Source organism: Pontibacter pamirensis (assembly GCF_010015475.1).
Lineage (GTDB): Bacteria > Bacteroidota > Bacteroidia > Cytophagales > Hymenobacteraceae > Pontibacter > Pontibacter pamirensis.
In genome coordinates this window covers 88,288-105,876 of sequence record NZ_SSNI01000023.1, presented here as the reverse complement: position 1 = coordinate 105,876, position 17,589 = coordinate 88,288, and the positions used below count along the sequence as shown (strand labels likewise).

General features: G+C 42.3%; 14 protein-coding genes and 1 pseudogene. 4 read left to right on the top strand and 11 right to left on the bottom strand.

Annotation, left to right across the window (positions count from 1 at the left end; all coding sequences use genetic code 11):
- The 3 genes and pseudogenes from E1919_RS28265 to E1919_RS18255 all read right to left on the bottom strand — a co-directional run.
- Nucleotides 1-395 (bottom strand): annotated as a pseudogene (locus E1919_RS28265) (IS982 family transposase); the annotation flags it as partial.
- 107 nt (nt 396-502) lie between these two features.
- On the bottom strand, nt 503-1,630 hold the full coding sequence (locus E1919_RS18260; protein ID WP_162054852.1) for a glycosyltransferase family 4 protein: 1,128 nt from the start codon (nt 1,628-1,630) through the stop codon (nt 503-505).
- 280 nt (nt 1,631-1,910) lie between these two features.
- Nucleotides 1,911-2,306, bottom strand: a complete 396-nt coding sequence (locus E1919_RS18255; protein ID WP_162054851.1) for a GtrA family protein — start codon at nt 2,304-2,306, stop codon at nt 1,911-1,913.
- A gap of 338 nt (nt 2,307-2,644) precedes the next feature.
- On the opposite strand from E1919_RS18255, the gene E1919_RS18250 reads away from it, so the two are divergent.
- The 4 genes from E1919_RS18250 to E1919_RS18235 all read left to right on the top strand — a co-directional run bounded on the left by E1919_RS18250 (nt 2,645) and on the right by E1919_RS18235 (nt 7,392).
- A complete protein-coding gene (locus E1919_RS18250; RefSeq protein WP_162054850.1) occupies nt 2,645-3,370 on the top strand; it encodes an HAD family hydrolase in 726 nt (241 codons plus the stop codon).
- Nucleotides 3,345-4,388 carry a UbiA prenyltransferase family protein gene (locus E1919_RS18245; protein ID WP_162054849.1) on the top strand — a complete coding sequence of 348 codons (1,044 nt, stop codon included), beginning with the start codon at nt 3,345-3,347 and terminating at the stop codon, nt 4,386-4,388. Before E1919_RS18250 ends, E1919_RS18245 begins: the two co-directional genes overlap by 26 nt.
- A 279-nt stretch (nt 4,389-4,667) precedes the next feature.
- Nucleotides 4,668-5,588, top strand: coding sequence for a glycosyltransferase family A protein (locus E1919_RS18240; protein ID WP_162054848.1), 921 nt, complete (start codon nt 4,668-4,670; stop codon nt 5,586-5,588).
- 358 nt (nt 5,589-5,946) lie between these two features.
- Complete coding sequence (locus E1919_RS18235; protein WP_162054847.1) at nt 5,947-7,392, top strand: phytoene desaturase family protein; 1,446 nt, start codon at nt 5,947-5,949, stop codon at nt 7,390-7,392.
- 100 nt (nt 7,393-7,492) lie between these two features.
- On the opposite strand, the gene E1919_RS18230 is transcribed toward E1919_RS18235, so the two are convergent.
- From E1919_RS18230 to E1919_RS18195, 8 genes are all read right to left on the bottom strand, one after another.
- Entirely contained in the window at nt 7,493-8,440 is a 948-nt protein-coding gene (locus E1919_RS18230; protein WP_162054846.1) for a hypothetical protein, read from the bottom strand.
- Nucleotides 8,441-8,571: 131 nt separating this feature from the next.
- Complete coding sequence (locus E1919_RS18225; protein ID WP_162054845.1) at nt 8,572-10,005, bottom strand: lipopolysaccharide biosynthesis protein; 1,434 nt, start codon at nt 10,003-10,005, stop codon at nt 8,572-8,574.
- Nucleotides 10,006-10,131: 126 nt separating this feature from the next.
- Complete coding sequence (locus E1919_RS18220; RefSeq protein WP_162054844.1) at nt 10,132-11,340, bottom strand: glycosyltransferase; 1,209 nt, start codon at nt 11,338-11,340, stop codon at nt 10,132-10,134.
- 118 nt (nt 11,341-11,458) lie between these two features.
- On the bottom strand, nt 11,459-12,319 hold the full coding sequence (locus tag E1919_RS18215; RefSeq protein WP_162054843.1) for a glycosyltransferase family 2 protein: 861 nt from the start codon (nt 12,317-12,319) through the stop codon (nt 11,459-11,461).
- Between the two features lie 86 nt (nt 12,320-12,405).
- Nucleotides 12,406-13,599, bottom strand: coding sequence for a glycosyltransferase family 2 protein (locus tag E1919_RS18210; protein WP_237144595.1), 1,194 nt, complete (start codon nt 13,597-13,599; stop codon nt 12,406-12,408).
- Between the two features lie 177 nt (nt 13,600-13,776).
- Nucleotides 13,777-14,994, bottom strand: coding sequence for a glycosyltransferase family 2 protein (locus E1919_RS18205; RefSeq protein WP_162054842.1), 1,218 nt, complete (start codon nt 14,992-14,994; stop codon nt 13,777-13,779).
- 65 nt (nt 14,995-15,059) lie between these two features.
- Nucleotides 15,060-15,959 (bottom strand): glycosyltransferase family 2 protein, encoded by a 900-nt coding sequence (locus tag E1919_RS18200; RefSeq protein WP_162054841.1) that lies wholly within the window; start codon nt 15,957-15,959, stop codon nt 15,060-15,062.
- Nucleotides 15,952-17,409, bottom strand: coding sequence for an O-antigen ligase family protein (locus E1919_RS18195; protein ID WP_162054840.1), 1,458 nt, complete (start codon nt 17,407-17,409; stop codon nt 15,952-15,954). The genes E1919_RS18200 and E1919_RS18195 overlap by 8 nt, the downstream gene beginning before the upstream one ends.
- Nucleotides 17,410-17,589: the final 180 nt, after the last annotated feature.

The following is a 17,589-nucleotide window of genomic DNA, read 5'->3' as shown; positions in this document are numbered from 1 at the left end:
AAACGGGCAGCTTCTTAGAGTCGATGTAGTAGTGACTGGTTTTCTCAGAGAGGCTGGCCCGGCACTGGGCCAGCAGGAAGGCGTGGAAGCAGGCCTGGCGGGAGAGGGAGAGGAACTGCGTGTAAGAAACAGCCTTGGGGAAAGAAGCTTTTGAGCTCTCCTAGCACCAGGCGCTCATAGTAGTACTCGAAGCACTTGAAGCCCGAGAGGTGGTAGAGGGTCAAAATGGTGAGCACCTCGCTCTCAGAAAGGGAGGGCCTGCGTCCGGCCAGATGCTTGGGGGCCAGTCCTTTGGGCAAGGGGTGGGAAGCGAAATAAGCCTTTACTTCCTGGCAGAAATCATCGATGAAACAAAACACTTCTACGACCTTGGTAGTATCTATGATAAAGTGCATAAGGCTAAAGGATTAGGTGAAACATCAGACAATATTTCTACCTGGCCTTTAGCCTTCTTGTTTACCTAAAACAGCCTTTTTAAACTCTCGTAATTCCCGAGTTCACGTTAATTATCAAAGGTGTCATATATAGATAGTAAGGCTTTCGCAGAGGAATTCCAGGTGAATTCAGCAGCTCTTTTCAACCCTTTCTCAACAAGACTACTGTAGTATATACTATCAGATAATAGCTTTTGGATGCCTTCCGCAATGTCCTTTTCCTGATAAGGATCTACTAGTAGGGCTGCACCACCGGCTACTTCTGGCATAGAGGAAGAGGTTGAAGAAATAACAGGCGTACCACATGCCATAGCTTCTAAAATAGGCAAGCCAAAGCTTTCACGAAGTGAAGGGTACAGGAAAATGGTGGCAGCATTATACATCATAGGCATCTGCTGAGGCGCTATATACCCAGGAAACACAAAATGTGATATAAGATGCTTTTTATTTATTTCAGTTAAAAAAGTTAATACATATGCCCTGTCATGATCAAGGATAACCATGGGCACGGGTTCATCAGTGCATTGGCAATATTCGACATAGGCTGTAAGTACACCTTTAGTGTTCTTTTTAGGAGCGGTATTGCCCAAAAAGAGCACGAACTTTTCAGGGATTTCGTGCTTCAATCTAAAATTATTCACTTGCTCAACAGGGTAGTTGGAGTGGAATATATCACTTACAGCGTTATAAACTACCTGAACCTTTTCTTCAGGCAAGTGCAGTCTTTCTAGAATGGTATCTCTTTCAAAATGAGAAACAGTTATGATAGAGGTGCTTTTATTTATCACTTTTGGAACCACAAACCTTCTGTACAGGTTGCCAAAATTCTGATACGCAGTACCATTAAAATCTACCTTTTCCAGGTAAATAATATCGTGCAACGTGAGTAGGAGCGGATTAGATTGCCATAGTGCAGAAGTGTTACAGGTAGAGTGCAGAAAATCAATTTTGCTTTTCTTTAACGCTTTGGGTAACTGAATTTGCTCCCAATCTGCGTAACTATAAGCTGGTATGGTTTCTATCTTAAAATTTTCAGTTTCTTTTAAACAATTTATATCAGCGTCTTCTTTTGCAAATATGATGTATTCATTTTTTTTATCAGACTTCTGTAACTGGCGAATTAGTTCCAGGGCCACGACTTCCATTCCGTGCTTTTTGGGCCGGAAGATTCGTTGAGCTTCAATTCCTATTCTCATTGGTACTACTTGACTATAGTTGTCAACCGTTACGGTAATTTGCGATATGAAGTTTGTATACAGAGATCTCTTACAGCTTAGTGATTGGAGAGAGATGTTTCTTTGTTCTTGTTTTACAAGCACTTTTCAGGCTTCTATAGCAGAGCGTTTTTCTGCAAAACGCTGACTACCCTAAATGTGCAGCCCCAGTTCTTGTACTAATGCTATGAGAAGGGGTGGGGAAAGTGTTCTGGCTTACGAAGAGTTGGCTGTTGTTCTGAGTACTTACTCCTTAAAGAGCTTACTTGATGAAAACAATATGCTTTTTTGTAAGGTAGTTGAATACTGCTACCAGGCCTATGGCTAACACTTTGCCAGCATATACCTGTAGTTCCACCTGCTCTACAAAGAGCCATACAAGGTATTGGTTCAGGGCAACACCAACAGCTGAGAAAATAACAAAAGCAATGAACTCCACTCTGCCAGAATATCTCCCTTTCATAAAGACAAACCTGCGTGAAATCAGGTAGTTGAGTACCACGGCTACCAAAAGAGAAGAAAAGTTGGCATGAAGGTATTCAAATTCAAAGCGGTGTACCAGCAGGGCAAAAACCATAAACTCCAGACCTGCGCAGAAACCTCCTACTAATATAAACCGGATGACCTGACTTTGATGAACTCTGCTAAATAAGGACATGTAAGAAGCATTTACTTTTAAAAGTAAAAATATCATTATAATCCGATAGGTACGGATAGAAGGCAAATTAAGATAGGCTTTGTTCTTGATTGAGATAAAAACTATTAAATTATATATATTAATATAATAAATATTATATTAAATAATTTGCCTGTGAGTGGAAAGCAGGGTTAACATAAATTTTATCTAAAATGTAAACTTATATCATCATGCCCCCGTACTTGAACTCCATGTATGTTGATTTGGACTCAAATAAGACAAATATACCCTTATTAGGTTATTAGAGCAGTTTAAATGAGAAAGAATAGGAGAGGGTAGTCCAAGAAACAAAGTTCCTTATGCAAGGTGAGAAGAACAATATAATAGATTGGAAGGGTGTGAAAGCAATCATTTTCGATGTAGACGGAACGCTATACGACCAGTCTAAACTGAGGAAGAAAATGCTGGCTGCTCTGTTGAGCTATTATGTTTTGCGGCCGTGGCGGTTAAAAGAAATGCTGATGCTCTCATACTTCAGAGAGGAGCGGGAAAGAAGAGCAGGACAGGGAGTTGCGGATTTGGAAAATGCCCAGTATCTCTGGTGCGCGGAAGAAAAGGGCTATCCGGTTGCTGAAATAAGAAGGATTGTAGAACGCTGGATTTTTCAACATCCAGTCCGGTATTTGGCTGGCTGCACTTATCCCGGAACACAGGATTTGTTTAGGTTGCTACGGCAGAAAGGCATCAAAATAGGCATCTATTCTGACTATAAGGCACATGAAAAGCTAAAGGCAATGAATCTTGAAGCCGATCTGGTAGTATGTTCTACTGACCCTGAGGTGAATCAACTGAAACCAAACCCCAAAGGCTTGCTCTATGCTGCGAATCAATTGGGTTTTGCTCCGGAGGACTGCCTGTTTATTGGAGATCGGCAGGAGATGGACGGAGATTGTGCTATTCGTGCACATATGCCATACCTGATAATTGATAAGAAACCTTTCAGCCAGTTTGATTTTTACCAGCAGCTAATAAATAATTCTAAATTAAGTTCATATCTATATGGAGCACAACCTGCCTCATTCTAATTCTGCTTCGCAGGCCCCTTTTGTAGCACAGGAGCAAGCTGTGATTCCTGCATCCTTACCTGACTATATCGCCATTGCACGTCCGGATAACTGGATTAAGAATGTGTTCATGGTGCCAGGAATGCTTTTTGCCATGATCGTCTACAATATACCTTTTGATCTGACATTGGTCTCCAGAATCTTTATTGGTATAGGCAGCACCTGCCTGATTGCTTCTGCCAATTATGTAATTAATGAGTATCTGGACGCTGAATTCGATAAATTCCACCCTCTGAAGAAGAAGCGTACCTCTGTTGTGCGGGTCGTAAACCCGGTGTTGGTTTATATAGAGTATGCTGCGCTGGCCGCCATAGGTCTTTCGCTGGCCTACGTTATTTCCACACAGTTCCTTATTATCGCTGCCTTTCTTCTTTTTATGGGCATTATATACAATGTAAAGCCTTTCCGAAGCAAAGACAGGGTTTACCTTGATGTGCTGTCAGAATCTGTGAACAACCCTATCCGCTTCGTATTGGGCTGGTTCATCTTTACGCCGGTAGTGGCGCTGCCACAGAGCGTCTGGGATGTTGAGTGGCTCACATTTCCCCCCTCCAGCATTATTATAGCCTACTGGATGGGTGGCGCCTTCTTAATGGCTACCAAACGTTTTGCAGAATACCGCCTCATTGCAGACTCGAATCTGGCAGGGCTCTACCGCAAGTCTTTCAGGTATTATACAGAAAACAGCCTGTTGATTTCAATGTTCTTCTATGCGCTAACTTCTGCTTTTTTCTTAGGCATATTCTTAGTTAAGAACCGACTTGAACTGCTCATCAGCTTTCCATTTTTCGCTCTTCTTTTTTCCTGGTACCTTCGATTAGGCCTGCTAAAGGACTCGCCGGTGCAAGGTTCTGAGAAACTCTACACCCGAAAGTGGTTTATGCTTTACGTTGTTTTTTTTGCTGTATTACTAGTTACACTAATGTTCATTGACATTCCATGGCTGAAATGGTTTTTACAGCGCACCACTTTTAGTTGATTCTAAATGTTGAGTGATGAGTATTTACCACAATTCTTAAGCTACGCCTACTATTAAATCCTTACACCACACGTGTGATAGAAACATCCTTTTTGAATGAGTGGCTTGCTTTGCTATAGCAGTTTTAAAAGAAGGTTTATTTTCTCTGAGTTCAAAACCTTCATGAAAACAAGTTTTTTGGACTGATTCGTAGACCTTTATCTTTTCAATCCTAAAGTTTGGCGACTAAAGAAGTGTTGAAATAAAGTTGTTTCATTCTGTTTTATATAATACCAATCTATGTCTAAGCTGTCGCTGTTGCTCAGGAACCTGCTGCCTCAAAAGATTGAAAGAACTCTTAGAACTTTTAGAGATACTAGATTAAGGAAGTACCATGTTACCGCACTTCCCGCAGAAATTTATAACCAGAGCCATTATTATTCTATTTCGTTCTGTTCAACCTGTATGAACCGGCTTTTTCACCTGAAGCATACACTGGAAAAGAATATTATAGACAATATGAGTTATCCTAAAGTGGAATTTGTTCTGATTGACTATAACTCACAAGATGGTTTAGAAAATTACGCTAAGAAAAATTTTTCCAGATATATTGAGGCGGGGCTTCTTAATTACTATAAGACGTTTCAGCCTCAGTCTTTTCATGCCTCTAAAGCAAAAAACTTGTCTCATGCCTTAGCGAAAGGGGAGATAGTGTGTAATGTAGATGGCGATAACTTTACAGGTAAAGACTTTTCCTTTTATATCAACTACTTATATAACAGACATGGTGAAGAGACAATCTTTCAGTTTCACAAACCTCCTTATTGGGGCACCGTTGGGAGGTTGAGCTTTCAGAAGAAGGTGTTTATGAAATTGGGTGGCTACAATGAGGCATTTCTTCCTATTGGCCATGAAGACATTGACCTTGTTAACAGAGGTAGTGAAATGGGTTTTCTGTTTAAGCAGGAACAACTGGAAAATTTTCAGCGATACTTAAGTAACACTACTTTTGAAAAATCTGTTAACTGCGTAGAGGAATTAAGAGACTATTATGAACTTGAGGGTTCAAATAGAGTGATTTCTGATGCCAATATCGAAAATGGCATACTGACCGCAAATGCAAGTGGGATGGAAAATTTTACTATCTATAAAAACTTCGGCAGAGACGCCCTCTCTTCAAAAGAGTTAATTATGAAGTACAATGATACTGTGTCATTATAAAAGGTCATTTAAAGCAACCTGCCTTCATCTAGGTTAATTTCGGCAACAAGCAATTAATTTTATGGCGTCGAATTCGATTTGGTTTTCTGGAAAAGCAGTTTGGCTTTAAGACTAGTTTTCTGCTTCTTGCCCTCAGACAAAGGTTCAATCCTGCAATATTCTATGTATAGGATTTGCCAATCGAATGCTTTCCCTCATGGTAGCACCTGTGATAGCCGCCTCCTATTGATGCACATAGGCTAAACTGCAGCTAGAGTTTAGCTTGATAGCTATTTCGCACAGAACACTCTATGAATACTTTTAGAACTGTGCTTTCGTGGCAGGGAAATTAAAATTCTACTTTGTTAGTTACTTAATATTGGAAAAGCGAGATTTTGATGCAGTTGTAGTAGGTTCTGGTCCAAACGGACTTGCAGCTGCCATAACAATGCAGGAGGCAGGGCTATATGTATTACTGCTGGAAGCGAAGGGCACCATAGGAGGAGGTTTACGAACAGCGGAGCTCACCTTACCGGGCTATCTGCACGACATCTGCTCTGCTATTCATCCACTGGCAGCAGAGTCCCCTTATTTCAAAACGCTTCCTTTGGCAGCGCATGGCTTGGAGTATTTTTATCCTCCAGTGTCGGCTGCCCACCCGTTTGATAACGGAACAGCTGCTGTTTTAAGCAAATCAATAGAAGAAACGGCACAGTTGCTCGGCGACGATGAAATGTCATACCTGCGGCTGATGAAGCCTTTAGTAAATGACTGGCCTGATATTGCGAAAGCAGCTTTGGGCCCACTACGTATCCCGAACCACCCAGTAGCCATGGGCAAGTTTGGCTTGAATGCACTTCAATCAGCCGTTTTCCTGGCAAATCATCGCTTTAAAACTAAGAAAGCACGAGGCTTGTGGGCTGGTATGGCGGCACATTCTATTCAGCCCTTAACTAATACTGCTACCTCAGCCATTGGACTGGTGCTGATGGCTATGGGGCACATCAAAGGGTGGCCTATGCCTAAAGGCGGCTCGCAGGGCATTGCCACTGCGCTGGCTTCTTATTTTGTTTCGTTAGGCGGGCAGATAGAAACGGGATTTACGGTGAGCTCCTTAAAACAGCTTCCTTCCTCGCATGCCGTTTTATTTGATGTGACACCGAAACAGCTGTTACAGATTGCAGGGCATAAGTTCTCCTCCCTCTATAAGTGGCAACTGGAGCGTTACCGCTATGGTATGGGGGTATTTAAATTAGATTGGGCACTTGATGGCCCTATACCCTTTACAGCGGCTGAATGTAAGCGTGCAGGCACTGTGCACCTGGGTAATACACTGGAAGAGATTGCTGGCTCAGAGCATAGGACGTCAAAAGGCGGCCACCCTGAAAAGCCTTTTGTTTTGCTGGCGCAGCAAAGCCTCTTTGACCCCACGCGGGCACCTGCCGGTAAACACACTGCCTGGGCTTACTGCCATGTACCAAATGGTTCAGAGTTGGATATGACGGAAGCTATTGAAAAACAGGTGGAGCGGTTTGCGCCTGGTTTTCGTAACAGGATTCTGGCGAGGCATATCATGAATACCACTGAAATGGAAGTATATAATGCTAACTATATTGGTGGAGACATTAACGGGGGAATTATAGATGTGGGACAGCTCTTTACAAGGCCCGCAATACGGCTGTCTCCATACAGAACGTCAGCCAAAGGCCTCTATATCTGTTCCTCTTCCACGCCTCCCGGAGGTGGTGTGCATGGCATGTGTGGGTATCATGCTGCCCGACGCGCTTTGGCTGACGTGTTCAGTCTCCGCGCAAAGAGTCTATGATAACAGGTCATCACAGCAGCCTCTACTCGTCTAAGACGTACTTATCAAAAAACTTAATAAGGTGCTCCCGGGCTTCAGAATGACATCAAATTCAACCTTCTCAGAAATGTTCTTCAAGATACCTGAAAATATCTGCTTCTGTTTTAGCGTGTAGAATAGTTGCCCCCGAAAGAGCCGGGAAGATAGTGGAATACTCTTGAAAATACTGTTCAATCCCTTTTTTGGATAGAATAATATTGGTGCCTCCGAAATAGCTAGCTAGTGCAGCAGTTCCTCCATGCACAGATATAAAATGGCTGCAATTAGCATATACCAGCAGTTGAAGATGATTGAAGTTTTTCAGCGACGCGCTATGGCGCTTGTACAAGTCCTTCAAAACAATCACCTCGGGATGTGTTTCCTGAAGCCATTTGTATTCATTTAAATCCAGTATTTCACTATTGTCAGGTACAATATGTGCGTACAAAGGACGATTGTAGACAATTTGGTACTTGTTCTTGTATTTCGAAATAATCTTGTTTAGAAGCGCTATACTTAGGAAATTCACCGGTGACTCATCCCACTCAACATTATACTTATTGGCAATTACCAATAGGGGCTTATCATATAAGAAAGTCGTGTTTTGATAACGCTCCTTTAACGGCACCCGGGTCCATTTAGCATAACTGAACGAAATGTTATGGGTCATGTTAGGTACCTCAAAGTTTCCATAGTTAGATACCGCGTCTCTTTCAGAATATCTCTCCTCATGATTATCACTAAAGAAGTAAAATTCTTTCGTGTTTTTACAGGAGACTGTTTGTTTCAGGGTGCCATTTAAATGATGCCAGTACGCGAAAGGAAGAATAAAGGATAATTCCTGCTGAAACTCTCCATAATAGTCAACGATCTTATACTTCTCTTTAAGAATATAATCTTTAATGAGGTATTTGGTCTGAAGTAATCTGCTGTAGTAATTATCCCTGATAAAATATCGGTAGCTCTTTTTGATAGAAGGATATTTCAGGAGCGTAACTAATGATAAAATACTGAAAATAAGGCTTCGCATGCATGTACTTAATTGATCATCCTCTCATACAGTTAAGCAATAAGTTCCCAAATAAACTTCGGCGGTAGTTTTTGCTTTCTAATACAGTGATTGATCAATATATGAAAAGATGTATAAAAGGTTGTGCAGTATTATTTAAATTTATTAGTTAGTACATGTCTTATTTCTAGTACCTGTTTGGCTCTTTCTCTGCTTGCTCTACTGGTAAACCAGAGCAAAAGATAAAGTACGGCACCGATGAAAAATCCTGAAGCACAGAGAATTATTTCGTGCAGGCTTTCGAAATAGTAGCGGAAGAAATACATAGCAACTCCACAGGTAATAGAAAACAGAGCAGGAAGAGAAATTTCTTTCAGGAACAAAGGCACCGGAACAGGTGAACCTTGCAAACTATAATATAAAGAAGGAAAAAGGAGGAGGTAAGTTACGGCTACGTAAGCCTTGGCTACACCATCGACGCCCCACTGTACGCCAATAAAAAACGCCGTGACTACTAGAACTGCGTTTATACAACCCCAGATAAAGTATCTTTTGGTGTCTCCGGTGGTTATCATCACCAAACCTATTGTCCCTAAGGTGGGTTGTATAAAAGCGGCAAGGGCTAAAATTTGAAAAATAGAACTTGCTGCTATCCATTGGTCTCCTAAAACTATCAGTATCAGTTCTTCTGAAAACACCGCCATAAAAACAACGGCAGGCATAGAGAAGAAAGCCAGTATAAATAAGAATCTCTTGTAATAGCTCTTATACTTTTCTCTATCATTTTGCAAAGTACTTAGCGCCGGAAGGGCAACACTATTCAAGGGGTTCCTTAACTGGGTTATAGGTAATAAGAGTAATTGGTAAGCCTTTGTGTACAAACCCAAGGCTACAGAACCTATGTATTTACCAATTAACACGTTGTCCATGTTTCTGGAGAAGTAGTTGATCAGATCAAAACCAGTTATTCCCGCTCCGAACTTTACAAATGATTTTACATTATACGCTTTAAAAGTGAAACTCGGCCTCCAGTCGCACGCAATCCAAAATGCAAGTGTATTAAAGGAGGGGAAAAGAACCATTATAGCGACAATAGCCCAGTAACCAAAGCCAAACCAGGCCAACAAAACACCGCATAGTATACTTAAAAATGAATTTATTGCTTGGATCAGTGCCAGGTTCTGAAATTTCATTTGCCGCTTCAAGAGGGCACTGTGCTGAAGGGATAAGCCTGAAATAAAAATGCCGACAGAGAAAACAATTGTCATGTAAAAAAGCCTTTCTTCATCGTAAAAGTGCACTAAAAAAGGAGCAAGCAAGGCCACTATGATAGCTATACCTAAGCTAATAATCACATTAATCCAGAACACGGCACTCACCTGTTGCTGGTTAATGTTCTCCTTCTGGATTACAGCGGATGATAAACCCAGATCGTTGAAAATGGTAATAAAGCCTGTAACAGCGGTAACCATGGCAACAAGCCCATAATCATCCGGTGTAAGAAGCCTTGCTAAGATAATGGTGGAGGAAATATTGATAACAAACGAAAACACCTGTCCGGCAATGGTACTGAAACCACCTTTCACAGACCGGGACTTTAAGTCGGCATGAAGGTGTTTTGTTTCAAACCAACGGGACTGGTTGTTATCTACTACAGTTTCTTTATCTTCTTCTTTAAGGGGAATAAAATTCATTTTATGTTCAAGTAGACGTCAGGTAGAGACTGGTGCTGGTCTTTTAGACTGTACACTTTCGATGGATTTTAGTAGGGCAGAGGCAGCATTCTGCCAACTGAAGTTAGCAGCAAACTCTTTTCTGCGCTGTATGCAGGATGGCTTTTCGTCCCGGAGAGCTTTATCAATTAGTTCAATAAATGTACTTGTGCTATCGGCAAGGTAGGTGTAGCCTCCAAATATTTCGTGCATGGTAGGGGTCGCAGTGGCAACTACCGGTCTTCCCATAGCCAGGTATTCTACGATCTTTAATGGGAAGTTACCACTGGTAATTTTGTTCAGGATCTGAGGATTGATGCACACATCAAAATGTTTAATATAAGCAGGCACCTCTCTGGTATGCTTTTTACCTAAATAGTATATATTGGGTAACGTGTGAAGGGAGCTATTTTCAAATTCTTTATCCTGCCACCCAATGAGAACGAAGCTTAGATCGGGCCTTGCCTGAGCCATCTCTATCATCATTTCTAAATTCAATCGTAGGGTTATCAGTGCTCCCACATAACCTACAATAGGGCCAGGAATATCCTGCAGGTCATCCGGCACAGGAAAATATTCATCATGGTTATACTGCTCCATGTTGAACCCGTTGCCTATATAAAAGCTATTCAAATTATACTTTTTGGCCCTTTTGGTAAAATCGTAAGAGTTACAGACTACAGCATCTGATTTCTGCATGAGTTGGGGCTCCAGTACTACACCATGCTTTTTCCAGTAGTCCATCCCAATCGTATAGTCCCGATCCAGGTAAATGTATTTTGCTGGCTTCAGTATTTCTTTAAGATAGAAGCTTCTGAAAATATCTTTGTCGTTAATCAGGATGTAGTTATCAAGGCCAAGTTCTTCTATTGCTTCTTTTATTTCTTTTGCAAAGCGCAGGTTGTTTTTCCTGTTAAAAAAAGAGAAGATAGAGGTGAAAGGTATCCAGTTAATGGATTCTATTATATTTGAGGGATTCAGTACCCAAAGGTTTTCATCCAGTTTCCTTAGCTTTTCCTCTCCTTGCTTTATGCTGTTAATGTGTGACTTCGTGAAATTATCTATGTTGTTGGAGTAATAGGTCTTTCTATCAATGGGAGAATTGACATATAGTACCCTATGGTTCTTTGCCAACTCCTTTGCCAGACTGGTAGATGTGGAGTCTCTATCGGTGTTTATACGTTGCAGACTGACAAATACAAAATTCATTTAGTTTGCTATAGATTAAAGTACGATCAATAACTTGCTTGCTATTTCCAAAGCTCGGCTCAGCCTATGGGGTAGACTAACTTAAGGTGACGCCACAAATAGGCTTAGGCTTGCATGTTTATTCATTAGTTGATGTTTTTGTATCATGAAGAGGAAGAGGCTTTAGCATAGTGGTAGCCCGCTTCAGTTCTTTATAAGTTCTTGTACGCAAGGCTTCACCAAAGCTACCATCCTGCTGTAGCGTACGGGGTGAGGTCCATATTCGTGCGCGACTGGCTTTCACTTGCTTGACTTTGCCAAATTGCATCAGGTCATAACACATTCTGCCGTCTTCTCCTCTAATCTTATGCATCACATAGCCGACCTTGAGGCCATACTCTTTTACGTATCCCATACTCATTCCATAAGCATTCAGATATGGCCTTTTCAGGTGACGGACTTCTGCTATGGTGTCTTTAAGTCTTTCCATCAGAAAAAGCTTCCAGCGCGGAAAACCAGGCTCCGGAATAAAAGAATACCTTCCGTATACGCAAACTATTCCCGGGCGCTGCAGCTCTTTCATCATTTCGTCTACCCAACATGCAGGATATAAGCAATCTGCATCTGCAAGCAAAACGTATTTTCCTTTTGCATTCTCGAGACCTGCTTGTCTTGCCGGTCCCCAACCTTGTATGTCTTGAAAGGTGCTCTTTACATGTAATCTATCCAGGACCTCCTGCGTTTTATCTGTTGAGTTATTATTAACCACTATAATCTCAAAAGGAATGGAAGTTTTAGTCTTTGATAAACTTGCCAGGCAATGCAGGATATTGGTCTCTTCGTTCCAGGCGGTAATTATGATACTCACTAAAGGATCGTTGCTTTGTACCCGGATCAGGTCACGGTTGATTGCTTCGAATACAGCGGATGGTATCTCCTCAAACCTTTTATAAGGATATCTGAACTGATTTACCCAGGAGGGAAAATTGAAGACATGCATGGTTTTTATTATTGTCAGAAGTATTTTTTAGTTGTCTACAGCTTCTGTGAGTAGATACATTGATATTCAATAGACACAACGTTTGATTAAAGATTACCGGTCGATGACAGGTATGTTTCTCTCTCTGCCTTTTCCCATGTTGCTGGCTGGCTACCGCGGGTGTACCGTATAAAACCCTTGAACACGGCAATATTCATCATAGAGAAGTAGAGAGGTACAAGCAGCAACTTTAGCTTTTTACCTTTCGCCTCTGCATTCCACCCTGCCCAGGCCATCAGGTAAAAAAGGACTTGCATGGCAAAAACAAGTGTATAAATGCCGCCTTGGAACCAGGCCAGTACCGTACTCAGGGGCACTAACAAAGCAAGCAAAGCAGGAGTGAGGCTCCAGCGCAGCACCCGGTGAGACAGGTAAAGAAACGTAACAACCGGCTGGCGGAATGGATTCAGAAGTGAGGTCAGCCGCGCCATAGACTGCCATCCTCCGGCACAGATGCGTATTTTTCTTTTCATTTCCTCCGCCATAGATGCCGAAGGCGCTTCCATGGCATATGCATCAGGCTCATAGACCACTTTATACCCTTTGTCTACAATCCTTAGCGATTGCATAAAGTCATCTAGAATCGTGTCAGCTTCTAGTGGTTGAAACAGGCTTGACCTGAAAGAGACCAGCTCACCAGCAGCGCCCATCAGACTGTGTATCTGCGAATCGCAGCGCTTTAAAAAGGATTCATACTTCCAATAAAGACCTTCTCCTGAACCAGATGATGAACCTTCTGAAAGTATCTTTTTTTCACCGGATACAGCGCCTACTGCTGGGTTTTGGTAGTGTTTTACCAATTCCCGTACTGCGTCCCTGTTCAGGAAGGTGTTGCAATCAGTAAATATGACATAAGAGGTATGCACATATTCCATAGCCCGGTTTTCAGCCAAAGATTTGCCGCCCCTGACAGGTGAGTGCAGGTGGGTTACCTGAGGATAGCACGACAAAACTTCTTCTGAGTTATCAGTAGACCCGTCGGTAATAAAAGTAATCAGTAGCTTGTCTGCAGGATAATCTAACGCTAAACAGTCTGCAATTTTGCTTTCAAGAATACTCCCTTCGTTATAGGCAGGCACCACTAATGTAACTTCAGGCTCATAGGTATCTGAATAGCTCATTTTGTTGTCACTCAGCAAGTTTTTTGCCTTTGCCCATATCCAAACTATCAGTCCATACCCTATATAGGTGTATAGAACAACCGCAAGGGAAAACCAGAAAACAACTTTCAGTATCAGCATAAAGAAAAAGGGGTTAGAGACGTAACTGGCAGGTTTACCCTTCAGTACGTTTGTTCAAGCATAAAACAGTAATCTGCGACTCAATCTATTTACCGGTTTTCAGTCCCCTGATGAAGCCTATAAGCAGGCAAACGAGCGCCGGGAAAGCAAATATTTCAAAAGGCATATTTGTTGTTTTTAGTAAAGCTTATTATTGACATCTGACGTAACGGCTTTGGCTTTATGTGGTGTTGGCAGAAAGGATGACTTTGCGGTATTGATTTTCAAGAGCGCCGCACACATACAAAATAAAGCATAAGGCAACCGAAGCATAGCCGCAAACAGATTGCTATTGTAGAGCCTGCCTGGCAGGGCAAGAAACATGGCAGCGCAGAAAGCTAACAGCAGTGCTGCCCAGAAAGGGCTGGCTGGAGCATAAGGGACAAACCAGGATATAACGAAAAAGAAACCTAAGACACCCGCAAGTAAGGTGCGGGGCAGGATGATAGATTGCAGAATCTTGTCTAAGTAATCCAGATTTTTTAACGCTAGAAGCTGCTTTAAGCCTTCAACAGCATACTTCTGAACGAATTCTACCTGTGTTGCTATCCATCTGGTTCTTTGCTTAGTGAATACCTGTGCGTTTTCAATTTTCTCATCGTACACATACACTTTATCCAGGTAGCAGACCTTTACCTGATCTCTTGCAATGCGGAGGTCTATTTCTTTGTCTTCCCCTACTGTTTCCCCTATACCCACTAATATCTTTTTAAAGTAACCGTATTCGAAGGCCATGCCTGATCCGATGAGGGAGGAGGACATACCCATGGCGAAATGTCCTTTCCGGAAAATGTGGTTGTTTATTTCTTCGTTGCATGCGTCTAGCACGGCAAAGGCTGAATCCATGTTTTTAGCAGTTCTGTGTGCCTGCACCACATAGTACCCGGCTGCAAAGGCTTTATTTACCTCCCCCATAAAATTGGCACCCATCAAGTTGTCTACATCCAGCACTACGGCGATGTCGTACGCGTTAGGAGGCAGCGTATTCATTGCTGTCTCGAGCGCCTTTCCTTTCGTGCTTTTCTCAAAGCTTACTTCAATCACTTCCGCACCTTGGCTTTTCAGTGTTCGGATAGTTTCGGGCTGTAGTCCGTCAGCAATAACAAATACATCAAATTCTCCCAGATAAGTATGGTGTAAGGCAGCTTTAGTGGTTTCAAGTATTACATTGTCTTCTTTAAAGGCAGGAATCAGTATACAGAATCTACGATGGCCTTCCTTAATATCCGGGCGGGGTAAGCTTTTTATACTTTTATGGCCAGCAAGTGAAAAGAATAAGAGATAGGCGCAATTAAACAGCAGGTAAGCACCTATCAAGTAAAAGACTGACTGTAAAAGAAACTGTATTACAAGCATAGTGTAATTAAAGTTAGTTCTGACAAAGGCATGGTGAAAAGCTAGTTCTGCTTTACGTGATACGGTTAATTAGGTAATGTTCTATTCTGGTTCTGCAAATTCCACCATAAGCCGCGCCCAAGGGCAAGCAGGTGTTTCCATTCCCTGCGTAAAGAATGGCTCAAGGCCTTCTTCGGAATGGCAGCCATCAGAAAAATAGTTGTACTGGTCAGAAATGCCCATCCATTAACATTTCTTCTGATAAAGAGCAACCGGTTCCGGTTCATGTAATACGTTTTCAGAACGGAGAATTTTCCCACAGAAACCGACTCTTTGTGATAGACAGTAGCGTCAGCTACATAGTGGCATGTAAAGCCGGCTCTTTTTATCATTTCGCACCAGTCCAGTTCTTCGTAGTACAGGAAATACAGCTCCGGCATCATGCCTACCTGGTCGATAACTTTTTTAGGCACCAGCATGGCAGCACCATCGGCCAGCGCAGTTTTAGTGGAGACATTATATTGCCCCTTGTCTCTTTCCTGATAGCCAATACCTTTACTGCGACCCGTCCACGGGTTCACGCCCATAGAACCGGCATACTGAATAAGGTTATCGGTTCCGTAGAAGATTATTTTGGGAGATGCAATGCCGGCCTGGGGGGTGTTTTCGAATAGTTGCACCAGAGGCTCCAGAAAACCCGGATCCACTTCGGTGTCATTGTTCAGGAAAAGCAAGTATTTACCTTTTGCCTGTAAGATACCGAGGTTATTACCTCCCGCATACCCTAGATTTGATGATGACCTGATCAACTTTACCTCAGGATATGTCTCTAGGATAAGTGAGGGGTTATCGGTAGGCGAGGCATTATCCACTACAATAATTTCCAGGTTCGGATATGTTACCTGGCGCAGAGATGCCACCATCTCACAGGTAACCCCAGCCTGGTTATAATTTACTGAAATGATAGATACTAAAGGCCTATGCATAAGATTCTGCTAACGCTGCTTCTTGTTTTTTGCTGTCTAGCTTTGGACCGAGGAAAATGAAAACCCACGATATATAAACTATCATGGCTGATGGCATGGCGTTGATAATCTCGTTACCATAGCTGCAGAAGAGTATACCTGCCGTGCCTGCCGTAAGGGCCATGAGTTTTATTCTCAGCCGTTTGTCTCTTATCATCCAAACAATGCCACAGCACTTGCCTAATATGTACATCATAATGCCAAACCAGATAATAAAACCCACGATGCCATACATGGCCCAAACTTTTACCCAGTAACTATCGGGCGGTATGGAGGCAAGGTATTTATCTGAGTTGTACTTTGCTCCCCAGAAACCAATCACGCCCATGCCACCACCAAATGGGCTTGTATCAAGGTATTCGGCTAGCCTTTCCTGGTTATAGAGTCTTACACCCAAAGAAGCATCTTCAGGATTAAGTGCCGTTCGAAGCCTTTGAATGTGATAAGAGCCACTGCCTACGGATGTAAACTTCAAAAGGAACAAACCACTGAGAGCAATGGCTGTACCTATGATCATTATTTTGAAACTCTTACTCAGAAAGATGGCAACAGCAACTCCTACTACAAGCGCATACAAGGCTCCCCTTGTTCCGGAAATAAGCATACCATAGAACAAAAGCCCCGCAGCTATAACAAGTAAAATCCTTTTCCAAAGCTTGAACGGGCCTAAAGCCAATATAAGTGCTACCAAACCAATGTGGGCCTGTGAGGCTCCGAAATTTCCTGCATCGCTATAGAAGGAAAACACCCGCAGTTTCCCAAACAATATGTGTGTCTTTTGAGAAGGACCGTTAAGAAACGCCTGCTCACCAGGCCAGGGCCCTATATACAATTGCTTTATACCATTAATAGCGGCAAGTATAGATAAGCCAATGATGAGGTATAGAAAAATGTTCAGGTCTTTGTGTTTGTTGAAGACAACCAAGGTTAAAGGCACCACAAAAAACCAGACTAAGCTGGTGCCCCTAATTTCCTGTAGCCACCCTCTCATACTTACATCAGCGGGATGGAACACTTCTACCAAGTTTATTAGAAACCAGAACAGGGTTAGGAACATAAGGTCGTTCTTGAGATTGCCCCATTCAAACCTGTTAGATGTGTTTGTGAGAACTGCTACCCAAGTAAGCAGTAGCAATGCTTCTCCTGCTATTCCGTATGGGATGCTACTCCCAATTTCTCTTAAGAATATTTGAAGTGTAAAGCAGAAAATAATAAAGGCAACAACGCCGTATTTAGGTTCATAGAAAACAGCCACAACAAACGGAATAGCGAAGGCTAATACCACTAAGAGGGCAGGAGCTGCTATACCCATCAGAGTGGTTAACCAGCCTATACCTATAGCAGCTAGTATTCCAAGAGGTAAAAGAATAGCCTTCGGCCTGTTTGCAGAAGGGTTAATAAATTGACTCATAATAGTTGTTAATGAGTGTTTGTGCAGCTAGTACTTATTAGTGGTTACCATCCAGCTTTTAGCTTAAGCCAGCCCTGTAGTAATACCTAGAAAAGGGCTTAATGGAAAGCACTCTTACGCCTTGCACATAAGCAAGCAGTTAATACGCACAATGCTATATCACTTCCCTTGCTTCTGCTA